Source organism: Streptomyces tricolor (genome assembly GCF_002155905.1).
In the GTDB taxonomy this organism is placed as follows: domain Bacteria; phylum Actinomycetota; class Actinomycetes; order Streptomycetales; family Streptomycetaceae; genus Streptomyces; species Streptomyces tricolor.
Genome location: NZ_MUMF01000171.1, coordinates 1 through 11,278 on the forward strand (window position 1 = coordinate 1; position 11,278 = coordinate 11,278).

Genomic DNA, 11,278 nt, shown 5'->3' on the forward strand with positions numbered 1-11,278 from the left:
GCCGGACGCCGGCGTCCGGCGTGCCGGCCGCGGCGCGCGGTCATCACCGCGGAGCCCGTCTCGGTCGCCAGGACGAGGTCGGGCGCAGTCGGCACGACCGGCCGCTCAGCCATGCCGGAATTCTATCGATTCGGTCGGACGGGCGCCCCGTGCGAGGGAGGCGGGGCGGCCGGTCAGGCGACGGGGGCGACGAGGACCGGGACGGTCCGCTGCATGCGCAGCGCGTCGACGGATTCCGCGAGCAGCTCGTACTCGGTGGTGTCGTCGCCGGTCGCGATCCGCACCAGCCGGCCCGCGGCCAGCTCGTCGGCGACCTGTTCCTGCCGGGCCGGGTCGCCGCACCAGGCGCGCAGTACGGCCGGTACGTCGGGGACGGTGTCGGCGACCGGGACGAGGGCGCCCGGCGGGAAGCGCCCGGCCTCGGGCCGCGGGTCGAGACGGTCGGCGATCCAGCTGGCGCGGTCGCGCAGCCACCACAGGGCGAGGGCCAGGGTGGGCGCCCGGTAGGTCCCGAGGGGTACTCCGACGCGCCGTCCGCCGCAGGTGCCGTACGCGGTGACATGGCACAGGAACTCGTCGTGCATGCGCACTCCCCCGTCGCGTCGTTCGCCTGCCGGCGGCCTCGCTTTCGGTGCGGACGATGTGCGGTGCGTGATCGGAACCTCGCGGGAAGTGACGTCCGCACAGACGAGTATGTTCACTGCTGAACCACTGTCACCACGACTTTCCGGCCAGTCTCTTGGCATATTCCGCGCCCGTTCTGGCCGAAATGCACGGCCTTACGGGCATGACCCCGGAGGTAATCGACCCGGCCGCCATCCGTCCCGCATGGTGGTCACACCGGATCGGCGAGCCTCGATCCGGACCCTGACCAGCAGAGACGACCTCGTTGGAGGATGCTTCCATGGCCGCGCACACCGATCGTTACCAGAACGCCGCCGCCCGTTACTTCGAGGCCTGGAACGCCACCGGACCGGAGGCCGTCGCGAAGGCCGTCGCCGCCGCGTGGACCGCGGACGGCGGCTACACCGACCCCCTCGCGGACGTCCGCGGCCACGCGCAGATCGCGGCCGTGATCACGGCGGCGCACGAGCAGTTCCCCGGCTTCGTCTTCCGCCCGCTCGGCGCGGTGGACGGCCACCACGACACCGCGCGCTTCGGCTGGGAGCTGGTGAACGAGGCCGACGGGTCGGCGCCGGTGGCCGGGTTCGACGTGGTCACGCTGGACGACGAGGGGCGGATCCGGCAGGTGCTGGGCTTCCTGGACCGGGTGCCGTCGGGCGCCTGACGGCACCGCCGCCGATGAGTTCCGCCGCGCGCGGTGGTCTCTCCTGTGCACGCTTCGGAGCAGAGCACCGCGCACGGAGGCACATCATGGAGACGAGCGAGCGGGTCGACGCGGAGTTCACCGCGGTCCTGCGCAGGAGCCCGCAGCGGGGCGGCTGGACGTACGTCATGTGGCCGCGGTCGGCCGAGTTCTTCGGCACCCGCGGCCTGGTCAAGGTCCGGGGCACGGTGGACGGCCATCCGTTCCGGAGTGCGTTCATGGCGCTCGGCGACGGCACGCACAAGCTGCCGGTGCGGGCCGAGGTGCGCCGGGCGATCGGGAAGGAGGAGGGCGACGAGGTGACCGTACGGCTGCGGGAACGCCTGCGGTCGTCGTAGCCCTCCCCCGGAAAGCCGGCGCTACGGCCGGACGATCGCGTCGATCCGCGCCAGTTCCCCGGCGTCGAACTCCAGGTTGCGGACGGCCGCGACGCTGTCCTCGAGCTGCCGGGCGCTGCTCGCGCCGACCAGGGCGGAGGTCACCCGGCCGCCGCGCAGCACCCAGGCCAGCGCGAGCTGGGCCAGGGTCTGACCGCGGGACGTGGCGATCTCGTCCAGTGCGCGCAGCCGGGCCACCAGGTCCTCGGTGACCGCGTCGGAGTTCAGGAAGGGGCTGTCGCTCGCGGCCCGGGAGTCCTCGGGGATGCCGTCGAGGTAGCGGCCGGTGAGCAGGCCCTGCTCCAGCGGGGAGTAGACGATGGACCCGACCTGGAGGTCGTCCAGGGCGTCGAGCAGGCCCTCGTCCTCGGGGCGCCGGTCGAGCATCGAGTAGCGCGGCTGGTGGATGAGGAGCGGGGTGCCCAGCTCGCCCAGGATGCGGGCGGCCTCGCGGGTCTGCTCGGCGGAGTAGTTGGAGACGCCGACGTAGCGGGCCTTGCCCTGCTGCACCGCCGTGTGCAGGGCGCCCATCGTCTCCTCCAGGGGAGTGTCCGGGTCGAAGCGGTGCGAGTAGAAGATGTCGACGTGGTCGAGGCCCATCCGCGTGAGGCTCTGGTCGAGCGAGGACAGCAGGTGCTTGCGCGAGCCCCACTCGCCGTACGGGCCGGGCCACATCAGATAGCCGGCCTTGGTGGAGATCACCAACTCGTCCCGGTGGGCGGCGAAGTCCGCCTTCAGTGCCTCGCCGAAGGCCGACTCGGCGGCGCCGGGCGGCGGGCCGTAGTTGTTCGCGAGGTCGAAGTGGGTCACGCCGAGGTCGAACGCGCGGCGCAGGACGGCCCGCTGGGTCTCGACGGGCCGGTCGGGCCCGAAGTTGTGCCACAGGCCGAGCGACAGGGCGGGGAGCTTCAGGCCGCTGCGGCCGGCCCGCCGGTAGGGCATGTCGGCGTAGCGGTCGGGGTGTGCGGTGTACAACGCGACTCCAGAGGGGTGGGCACACGATCTACCGGTTCCACTCTTCCCCGGGCGGCGGGCAGCGGTCCAACAGGAGAATCCGATGAGATTCAGCGACTAGGCTGCTCAATCATGGAACTGCGCCATCTCCAGCATTTCGTCGCGGTCGCCGAGGACCAGCACTTCACCCGGGCCGCCGAGCGCCTGATGGTGTCCCAGTCGGGCCTGTCCGCGTCCATCCGGGCGCTGGAGCGGGAGCTGCGGGCGCCGCTGTTCGTGCGGACCACCCGGAGGGTGACGCTCACCGAGGCGGGGCGGGCGCTGCTGGTGGAGGCGGAGCGGATCCTGGCGCAGGTGCGCTCCGCGCACGAGGCGGTGGCCGCGGTGCAGGGCGTGCTGCGGGGCACGCTGGCCCTCGGCACGGAGCAGTGCATCGCCGGGGTGCACGTGGCCCGGCTGCTGGCGGCCTTCCGGGGCCGGCACCCGGATGTGGAGATCCGGCTGCGGCAGGCGGGCTCGGGCGCGCTGGCCGAGGAGGTCGCGGCCGGGCGGCTCGACCTGGCGTTCGCCTACCGCACCCAGGCCGACACCGATCAGCTGCGGTCGGTGTCGCTGACCAGCGAGCCGATGACCGTGCTGTGCCATCCCAGCCACCGCCTGGCCGCGGCTGCGGCGGTGCTCGGCCCGGACGACCTCGCCGGGGAGGTCTTCGTGGACTTCCACCCCGACTGGGGCCCGCGCCGCACCACCGACGCCGCGTTCGCCGCGGCCGGTGTCCGGCGCACGGTGGCGCTGGAGGTCAACGACGTGCACAGCCTGCTGGACCTGGTGGACGAGAACCTCGGGATCGCCGTCGTGCCCCGGCACTTCCGGCACAAGCGGCCGACGCTCGCGGCGCTCCCGCTGAAGGGCGCGGTCGAGGCGGAGTACGAGACGGTCGCCCTGCTGCCGCCGGACCGGGCCACGAGTCCGGCCGCCCGGGCGCTGGTCACGCTGCTGGAGACAGAGGGCCAGGCACCGGCGCGGGGCGGGGGCGGGCCCGCCTGATCCCGGCCGGCCCGGCGGACAGAGCGGACGAGCCGTCACCTCGTCCCCCGGGGGGACGCGTTCGCCCGGCCTGCCGCCCGTCACGCCCGGCGCCCAGGGGGCCGTGCCGGTGGTCGGGGCGCGTGAGCGGCGGTGATTTGCGATGGTGGACGGTATGCATGCCAAGGACATCCTCATCGACGGCTACGGCCGCATCCGGGAAGAAGTCCATGCCGCCCTCGACGGGCTCGGCCCCGACGACCTGCACCACCGCCCCTCCCCCGACACCAACACCATCGCCTGGCTGGTCTGGCACCTCACCCGGGTGCAGGACGACCATGTCGCGGACGCCTTCGACCTGGACCAGGTGTGGCTCGCCCAGGACTGGCAGAAGCGGTTCGGGCTCGACCTGCCCCGGCACGACACCGGGTACGGGCACAGCTCCGCCAAGGTCGCGAAGGTGCGGGTGGCCTCGGCCGACCTGCTGACCGGGTACTACGACGCCGTCCACGAGCAGACCCTCGGCGCCCTGCGCTCGCTGGCCGCCAAGGATCTGGAACGCGTCGTGGACGAGCGCTGGGACCCCCCGGTGTCCCTCGGCGTCCGCCTGGTGAGCGTCCTGTCCGACGACCTTCAGCACGTCGGACAGGCCGCCTACCTCAGGGGGCTGCTTCAGAGCGCCGCCGCGTAACCCGGCAGGACCACGTCCTCGATGAGGGCCTTGCGCTCGTCGAACGGGATGAACGCGCTCTTGACGGCGTTCACCGTGACCGTGCGCAGGTCCTCGACGGTCCAGCCCGCCTGCTCCACCAGCAGGGCCATCTCGCGGGTCATCGTCGTACCGGACACCAGACGGTTGTCGGTGTTCAGGGTGACCCGGAAGCCCAGGTCCTTCAGGGCGGTGATGGGGTGCTCGGCGATCGAGGTGGCGCAGCCCGTCTGCAGGTTGGAGGTGGGGCACATCTCCAGGGCGATGCGGCGGTCACGCACCCAGGAGGCGAGCCGGCCGAGCTTGCCGGCCGCGAGGTCGGGGATGTCCTCGGTGAGGCGCACACCGTGGCCGATGCGCTGGGCGCCGCACACCTGGAGGGCCTGGTGGATGCTGGGCAGGCCGTGCGCCTCGCCGGCGTGGATGGTGAAGGGCACGCTCTCGCGGCGCAGGTGCTCGAAGGCGGCGAGGTGGTCGGCGGGCGGGAAGCCGTCCTCGGCACCGGCGATGTCGAAGCCCACGACACCGGCGTCGCGGTAGGCCACGGCCAGGTCGGCGGCCTCGCGGACCCGGTCGAACATCCGCATGCCGCACAGCAGGGTGCCGACGCGGACCGGGGTGCCGGCCGCCGCGGCCTTGGCCATGCCGGCGGCCAGGCCCTCCTGGACCGTCTCCACGACCTCGCTCATCGTCAGCCCGCCGTTGGTGTTCAGCTCGGGCGCGTAGCGGACCTCGGCGTAGACGACGCCGTCGGCGGCCAGGTCGAGGACGTACTCCTCGGCGGTGCGCAGCAGGCCCTCGCGGGTCTGCATGACGGCGAGGGTGTGCTCGAAGGTGGCGATGTAGCGGACCAGGTCGCCGGAGTTGGCGGCCTCGACGTACCAGGCGGCCAGCTCGTCGGGGTCGGTGGTGGGCAGGGTGTGGCCGACCGCGTCCGCGAGTTCGATGACGGTGGCGGGGCGCAGACCGCCGTCGAGGTGGTCGTGCAGGACGGCCTTGGGGAGCCGGCGGAGGGTCTCGGTGTCGATGCGGGGCGCGGTCATGGGCTTTCGTTCCTCGGCAGGTGGTGCGGTGGTGGTCAGTGGCCGGCGGGCTGGAGCAGGTCCCAGCGGTTGCCGTACAGGTCCTGGAAGACGGCGACCGTGCCGTACGGCTCGTGGCGCGGCTCCTCCAGGAAGGTCACGCCGGCGGCGGTCATCCGGGCGTGGTCGCGGGCGAAGTCGTCGGTGTGCAGGAAGAAGCCGACGCGCCCGCCGGTCTGGTCGCCGACGCGGGCCCGCTGGTTCTCGTCCCCGGCGCGGGCCAGGAGCAGGCCGGGGCCGGTGCCGTCGCCGCCGGGCTCCACGACGACCCAGCGCGAGCCGCCGGGACGCGGGGCGTCCTCGACGAGACGGAACCCGAGGGCCTCGGTGTAGAAGCGGATGGCCTCGTCGTAGTCGTGGACGACGAGGGTGACCAGGGCGACGCGGCGCATGGCGACCTTCCGGGTGGGGGTGGTTAGCCGGTGAGGTTATACGTAAAACTACGCGGACGCCAGTCTGGTTCTACGCGCGTAACGGAGAGGTTGCTCCCCTGCACCTGCTGCGCGCTCACGGCCCGGCCGGGCGCGCGTTGCGACACTTCCGCCGCGACCACCGCGAGCCGCCGCGGAAGGCGGTCCGCAGCCGCCGCCGGGACGCCTACGCCCCCGCAGCCAAGCCGCCCGGGAAGAGGAACGGCACCGCGCGGACCGGGAAGCCGCGATGATCCTGATCTTCCGTACGGTCTCTCATGGACTGCTGCGCCACGGGGGCGTAGGCCAGACCGGCTTCCTCGTCGAGTACAGCGACGTTGACGATGACGTGAGCGACTGGGACGCGCACGGTTCATGGTCATGGGGTTTCCCGACGTGGACCGGGCCAGGGAGTGGTCCGAGTCCCGTGTCTCTTCGAGCGGGCGACTCGCTGTTCTGCACACGATCGGCACCGCCGGCGCACTGGGTGACCGCGGCCGACGGGCGGCCGTGGCCCCGGTGAGGAAAGCGCCGGTCTGCGCGGCCACGGAGAGGAGAGGACCTGGGGCACACCCGGGCCGGCCCTCCCCTCCAGCCGGTCCGCTCGATGGCGGCGGAGAGCCTCGTGTTGACCGGCGTCCCCCCTCGGCCGGGCCCGGACACGGAACTCACCGTCATCCTCGGCTTCCTCCACCGCTCCGCGGGCATCCGGCGGGAGGCCACCCGCGCCTTGGCGGAAACAGGAGTGACAGACAGCCGGTGGCCCCGGGGCGCAACCGCTGCCCCCCCTCGCGGCGATCCCACCAGCCGTCCGCCCCTCGTGCCGCCCCCGTCTAGCTCGCCCGCCCGCGTGCCTCGCCGAGCCGTGTCAGGTCGTCCTCGCCGAGCCGCAGTGCGCCGGCGGCGACGTTCTCGGCGAGGTGGTCGGGGTTGCCGGTGCCGGGGATGGCGAGGACGTGCGGGCCCTGGTGCAGCGTCCAGGCGATGCGGACCTGCGCGGGGCCGACGCCATGGGCCCGGGCGACGGAGAGCACCGCGTCGTCGTGGGCGGTCGTCGCCCCCTGCTCACCGGCCGCGCCGGCCACGGCGTAGAACGGCACGAAGGCGATGCCGTGCTCGCCGCACAGCCGCAGGACCTCGTCGCCGACGGGGTCGGGGCGGTCCACGGCGTACCGGTTCTGCACGCTGACCACCGGCGCGATCTCCAGCGCCTCGGCGAGGTGCCGAGGCTCGACGGCGGAGATCCCGAGGTGCCGGATCAGCCCCGCCTCGCGCAACTCGGCGAGCGCGCCGAAGTGTTCGGCGATGGAGTCCTGCCGCATCCGGCGCAGGTGGACGACGTCGAGGTGATCACGCCCGAGCTGGCGCAGATTCTCCTCGACGTGCCCGCGCAGCTGGTCGGGCCGGGCGGAGGTGCCCCACTCACCGTGGTGGTCGCGGTAGGGGCCGACCTTGGTGGCGATGACCAGGTCGTCGCCGTACGGGGACAGCGCGGTGTTGATGAGTTCGTTGGCGGAACGCAACGACGAGAAGTAGAAGGCCGCCGTGTCGATGTGGTTCACGCCCAGTTCGACGGCCTTGCGCAGTACGGCGAGTGACCGTTCGCGGTCGCTCGGCGTGCCGTGGTGGAAGGCGACGCTGCCCGTCAGCCGCATCGCGCCGAAGCCGATGCGGTGGACGGGCAGGTCGCCGAGTCGCCAGGTGCCGGAGGCCGCCGCGGTGATCGTCTCTGCAGTCATCGGCGGAGTCTCGCACACGGCACCGAGCGGGGCGTCAGCAGTACAGGTTGGCTCCGGGCGAGACGCCGAGGATCTGGGCGAAGCGCTGGTAGGCGGAGACCCGGCTCTGCACCTGGGCGGGATTCCTGCCGTCGCATTCCAGGGAGCCGTTGATGCTGCGGATGGTCTGGCCGAAGCCGGCGCCGTTGACCATGGCGTTGTGCGGGGTCATCGTGCCGGGCCCGGACTGGGTGTTCCAGTACCACAGGCCGGTCTTCCACGCGACGGACGCGTTGCTCTGCACGAGGTTCGGGTTGTTGAGCAGGTCGATGCCGAGCGCGTCGCCGGCGGCCTTGTAGTTGAAGTTCCAGGACAGCTGGATGGGTCCGCGGCCGTAGTACGCCGCCTGCCCCGCCGGACAGCCGTACGGCTGACTCCAGTCGCAGTAGTGCGGGTAGTTCGCGGTGTTCTGCTCCACGATGTGCACCAGGCCGCCGGTCTCGTGACTGACGTTGGCGAGGAAGGCGGCGGCCTCCTGCTTCTTCACGGTGTCGCTGCCGGTGTTCGCGAAGCCGGGGTACGCACTGAGCGCGGCGGTCAGCCCGCTGTACGTGTAGAAGGAATTCCGGTTCGGGAACATCTGGTTGAACTGCGCTTCGCTGACCACGAAGCCGGCGGCGGAGGCCGTGGGGGCCGCCTGGAGCACCAGGGCGGAGGTCCCCAGGGCGAGCGAGGTCAGGAGTGCGGCGATGCGGTGCTTGAACATGAACCAACTCCTTTGCACGGCACGGCCGTACCCCGGAAAGGCGGGGACGGCCGTGGTGGGGGGTTGGAGCTACTCAACCGCCTTGGTATGTACCAGTCAAGGGTTTAGACCAGTCAAACGCGCATCGGTTGCGTCGGTGAACACCGTGTCAGCAAAGAGGAGTTGGGCCCGGCCACGGGTGCGGCCGGGCCCCGTCCGCCGTGGAGGCTCAGCGGAGGTTCAGCTCAGCGGCTTCGCCAGGACCGCCTTGCGGTGGCTGAACGTCTCGATCGAGTAGCGGCCGTGGTAGTTGCCCATGCCGCTCTCCCCCACCCCGCCGAACGGCAGGTCGGAGACGGTGAGATGGGCCAGGGGCAGGCCGTGTCCGAGGCCTCCCGAGGAGGTCTCGGCGGCGATGCGCCGACGCGTCTCCTCCGACTCGCTGAAGACGTACAGGGCGAGCGGCTTGTCCCGGTCGTTGATGAAGCCGATCGCCTCGTCCAGGCCGGACACGGTGACGATCGGCAGGATCGGGCCGAAGATCTCCTCCTGCATGACGGGCGAGGCGGGGTCGACGTCCGCGAGGACGGTGGGCGCGAGGTACTTGGCCGCGCGGTCGCCGACGCCGCCGACGGCGACGCGGCCCGAGTCGAGCAGGGCGGACAGCCGGTCGAAGTGCCGCTCGTTGACGATCCGGCCGTACTCCGGGGAACGCGCCGGGTCGGCGCCGAACAGGCCCTCGATCGCGCGGACCAGCGCCGCCTCCAGGGCCTGCGCGGTCTCTGGGTCGGTCAGGACGTAGTCGGGGGCGACGCAGGTCTGGCCGGCGTTGAGGAACTTGCCGCGGGCGAGCCGGTCCGCGACCACGTCCACATCGGTGCCGCGGTCCACGAACACCGGGGACTTGCCGCCCAGTTCCAGGGTGACCGGGGTGAGGTGCTCGGCGGCGGCCCGCATGACGATACGGCCGACGGTGCCGTTGCCGGTGTAGAAGATGTGGTCGAAGCGCTCGGCCAGCAGGGCCGTGGTCTCCGGGACCCCGCCCTCGACGACGGCGACCGCGTCCGTGTCCAGGTAGGCCGGGATCAGCTCGGCCAGCGCGGCCGAGGTGGCGGGGGCCAGCTCGCTCGGCTTGGCGACGACCGCGTTCCCGGAGGCCAGCGCGCCGACCAGGGGGGCGAGCAGCAGCTGCGCCGGGTAGTTCCAGGGCGCGATGACGAGGACGACGCCCAGCGGGTCGTACTGCGTCCAGGCCGTGGCGTCGGCGCCGAGGTGCGCCGGGACGGGCGCGGGCTCGGGGCGCAGCCAGTCCGCCAGGTGCTCCAGGGTGTGGTCGATCTCGCGGACGGTGAAGTCGATCTCGGTGCGGTACGCCTCGGTGCTGCTCTTGCCGAGGTCGGCGTGGAGGGCGGCGGCGAGGTCGGCGCCGCGTTCCGTGAGCAGCGCGCGGAGCCGGCGCAGCTGGGCGGTGCGCCAGGCGACGGGCTTGGTGCGGCCGGTGGCGAAGGTGGCGCGCAGCCGGGCCACGACGTCGGCGGGCTGCTCGGGCAGGGAGTGGTTCACGGTGCCTCGCTGGGGTGCGCGGGCCGGGTCGGCCCGGGCCTTGATCCGGTCGGTCAGATGCAAATACCAACCTTTCATGTCCTCAAGTTCATTCCGACGGCGCCCCTCGAAGTGACGAGGGTCACCTCCGCCGGGTTCGCTCCGGAGGGCCGGAAGAATCTCCGTATGGACCTCACCCCGCATCCGCTCGTCGTCCGCGCCCGTCGGCTCGCCACCGACCTGCTCGTCCCCGAGGCCGAGCGGGTCGATCAGGAGGGGGTGCCCGCGAGCCACATCGAGGCGGTGAAGCGGTCGGGACTGCTGGGGGTGGCCGCGCCGGCGGAACACGGCGGCTGGGGAGCGCCGCCCGCCGTACTGCGGGAGACCGCCGAGATCCTCGCCGGGGCGTGCTGCGCGACCTGGTTCGTGCAGACCCAGCACCACACGCCGGTGCAGACCCTGGCGCGCAGCGAACTGCCGGTCCGGGACAGGCTGCTGGGCCCGCTGTCCCGCGGGGAACTGCTGTCGGGGGTGGCGTACGCGCATCTGCGGTCGTATCCGCGGCGCCCGGTGCGGGTCCGTCGGCAGGGCGAGGGCTGGCGGTTCGACGGGACCGTCCCCTGGTACACCGGGTGGGGTCTGAACGACGTGCTGCTGCTGGCCGGGGTGACCGACGCCGACGAGGTGCTGTTCGCCTTCGCCGAGGCGCGCGAGCAGCCGGGGCTGCGGGCCTCGGCGCCGATGCGGCTGGCGGCCCTGACCGCCGCGCGCACGGTGTCGCTGGAGCTGGACGGCCTGTGGCTGCCCGCGGAGGCGGTGGCGCTGCGCACGCCGTACACGCGGTGGGCCGAGGGCGACCGGCTCAAGACGCTGCTCACCAATCCGGCGGTCTTCGGCGTGGCGCAGGCCGCCCTGTCCCTGCTGGACGACGAGACGGCAGGCCCCCTGCGCTCCCGCCTGGCCGACGTCCGCCGCCGGGCCTACGCCCTGGCGGACCTCCCGGCATCCGAGGCGCGGGCCGGGGAGCGGCTGGCGGTGCGGGCGGAGGCGTACGAGGTGCTGCGGGCGGCCACCACGGCGGCGGTGGTGGCCGGCGGCGGGCGGGCGATGGCCCTGACGAGCCGTGCCCAGCGCCTCGCCAGGGAAGGGCTGTTCCTGCTGGTCCAGGGCCAGACGGCGGAGTCGCGAGCGGCACACCTGCGGGCACTGGGCGAGCTGCCGGCCGCTGTGCGGGAGGAGGACCGGTAGCCGCCGCGGCCGGCTGGACGCTCAGCCGGCCGGCCCACCGGACGGGAACCGGCAGCGGCCCCGCGCGCCCGGCGGCCCGCTCAGCGCCCCCGCAGCAGGCGGTGGGCGATGGCGTGGGTGCCGGCCGTGGCCGCCGCCGC

Annotated in this window: 12 protein-coding genes; 5 read left to right on the forward strand and 7 right to left on the reverse strand. The window is 73.0% G+C overall.

Features of this window, described 5'->3' with window-relative positions:
- Positions 1-173 precede the first annotated feature (173 nt).
- Positions 174-584 carry a hypothetical protein gene (locus CCN44_RS13595; RefSeq protein ID WP_086697787.1) on the reverse strand — a complete coding sequence of 137 codons (411 nt, stop codon included), beginning with the start codon at positions 582-584 and terminating at the stop codon, positions 174-176.
- Positions 585-904: 320 nt separating this feature from the next.
- Between CCN44_RS13595 and CCN44_RS13600 the strand changes: the two genes are divergently transcribed.
- Together CCN44_RS13600 and CCN44_RS13605 are read left to right on the forward strand one after the other, a co-directional pair.
- Positions 905-1,288, forward strand: a complete 384-nt coding sequence (locus tag CCN44_RS13600; RefSeq protein ID WP_086697788.1) for a nuclear transport factor 2 family protein — start codon at positions 905-907, stop codon at positions 1,286-1,288.
- A gap of 86 nt (positions 1,289-1,374) precedes the next feature.
- Positions 1,375-1,665, forward strand: coding sequence for a DUF1905 domain-containing protein (locus tag CCN44_RS13605; RefSeq protein WP_086697789.1), 291 nt, complete (start codon positions 1,375-1,377; stop codon positions 1,663-1,665).
- A 21-nt stretch (positions 1,666-1,686) separates the two neighbouring features.
- Here the strand turns inward: CCN44_RS13605 and mgrA are convergent, their stop codons facing one another.
- Complete coding sequence (gene mgrA / locus CCN44_RS13610; protein ID WP_059247416.1) at positions 1,687-2,679, reverse strand: L-glyceraldehyde 3-phosphate reductase; 993 nt, start codon at positions 2,677-2,679, stop codon at positions 1,687-1,689.
- 111 nt (positions 2,680-2,790) lie between these two features.
- On the opposite strand from mgrA, the gene CCN44_RS13615 reads away from it, so the two are divergent.
- Entirely contained in the window at positions 2,791-3,705 is a 915-nt protein-coding gene (locus tag CCN44_RS13615) for a LysR family transcriptional regulator (RefSeq protein ID WP_086697790.1), read from the forward strand.
- Between the two features lie 154 nt (positions 3,706-3,859).
- A complete protein-coding gene (locus tag CCN44_RS13620; protein WP_143649737.1) occupies positions 3,860-4,375 on the forward strand; it encodes a mycothiol transferase in 516 nt (171 codons plus the stop codon).
- Here the strand turns inward: CCN44_RS13620 and CCN44_RS13625 are convergent.
- From CCN44_RS13625 to CCN44_RS13650, 5 genes are all read right to left on the reverse strand, one after another.
- Positions 4,357-5,436, reverse strand: coding sequence for an adenosine deaminase (locus CCN44_RS13625; RefSeq protein WP_059247419.1), 1,080 nt, complete (start codon positions 5,434-5,436; stop codon positions 4,357-4,359). The genes CCN44_RS13620 and CCN44_RS13625 overlap by 19 nt on opposite strands.
- 35 nt (positions 5,437-5,471) lie before the next feature.
- A complete protein-coding gene (locus CCN44_RS13630; RefSeq protein WP_059247420.1) occupies positions 5,472-5,867 on the reverse strand; it encodes a VOC family protein in 396 nt (131 codons plus the stop codon).
- A gap of 851 nt (positions 5,868-6,718) precedes the next feature.
- Complete coding sequence (locus CCN44_RS13640) at positions 6,719-7,624, reverse strand: aldo/keto reductase (RefSeq protein WP_167403977.1); 906 nt, start codon at positions 7,622-7,624, stop codon at positions 6,719-6,721.
- A 34-nt stretch (positions 7,625-7,658) separates the two neighbouring features.
- Positions 7,659-8,369, reverse strand: a complete 711-nt coding sequence (locus CCN44_RS13645) for a chitinase (protein ID WP_059247423.1) — start codon at positions 8,367-8,369, stop codon at positions 7,659-7,661.
- 219 nt (positions 8,370-8,588) lie between these two features.
- Positions 8,589-9,989 carry an aldehyde dehydrogenase family protein gene (locus CCN44_RS13650; protein ID WP_260336012.1) on the reverse strand — a complete coding sequence of 467 codons (1,401 nt, stop codon included), beginning with the start codon at positions 9,987-9,989 and terminating at the stop codon, positions 8,589-8,591.
- Positions 9,990-10,076: 87 nt separating this feature from the next.
- Here CCN44_RS13650 and CCN44_RS13655 point away from each other — a divergent pair, with 87 nt between their 5' ends.
- Positions 10,077-11,138 carry an acyl-CoA dehydrogenase family protein gene (locus CCN44_RS13655; protein ID WP_086697792.1) on the forward strand — a complete coding sequence of 354 codons (1,062 nt, stop codon included), beginning with the start codon at positions 10,077-10,079 and terminating at the stop codon, positions 11,136-11,138.
- Positions 11,139-11,278 lie beyond the last annotated feature (140 nt).

Coding starts and splice junctions, on each gene's coding strand:
- CCN44_RS13595 (WP_086697787.1), bottom strand. CDS start 584: ATGCACGACGAGTTCCTGTGCCATGTCACCGCGTACGGCACCTGCGGC.
- CCN44_RS13600 (WP_086697788.1), top strand. CDS start 905: ATGGCCGCGCACACCGATCGTTACCAGAACGCCGCCGCCCGTTACTTC.
- CCN44_RS13605 (WP_086697789.1), top strand. CDS start 1,375: ATGGAGACGAGCGAGCGGGTCGACGCGGAGTTCACCGCGGTCCTGCGC.
- CCN44_RS13615 (WP_086697790.1), top strand. CDS start 2,791: ATGGAACTGCGCCATCTCCAGCATTTCGTCGCGGTCGCCGAGGACCAG.
- CCN44_RS13620 (WP_143649737.1), top strand. CDS start 3,860: ATGCATGCCAAGGACATCCTCATCGACGGCTACGGCCGCATCCGGGAA.
- CCN44_RS13625 (WP_059247419.1), bottom strand. CDS start 5,436: ATGACCGCGCCCCGCATCGACACCGAGACCCTCCGCCGGCTCCCCAAG.
- CCN44_RS13630 (WP_059247420.1), bottom strand. CDS start 5,867: ATGCGCCGCGTCGCCCTGGTCACCCTCGTCGTCCACGACTACGACGAG.
- CCN44_RS13640 (WP_167403977.1), bottom strand. CDS start 7,624: ATGACTGCAGAGACGATCACCGCGGCGGCCTCCGGCACCTGGCGACTC.
- CCN44_RS13645 (WP_059247423.1), bottom strand. CDS start 8,369: ATGTTCAAGCACCGCATCGCCGCACTCCTGACCTCGCTCGCCCTGGGG.
- CCN44_RS13650 (WP_260336012.1), bottom strand. CDS start 9,989: ATGAAAGGTTGGTATTTGCATCTGACCGACCGGATCAAGGCCCGGGCC.
- CCN44_RS13655 (WP_086697792.1), top strand. CDS start 10,077: ATGGACCTCACCCCGCATCCGCTCGTCGTCCGCGCCCGTCGGCTCGCC.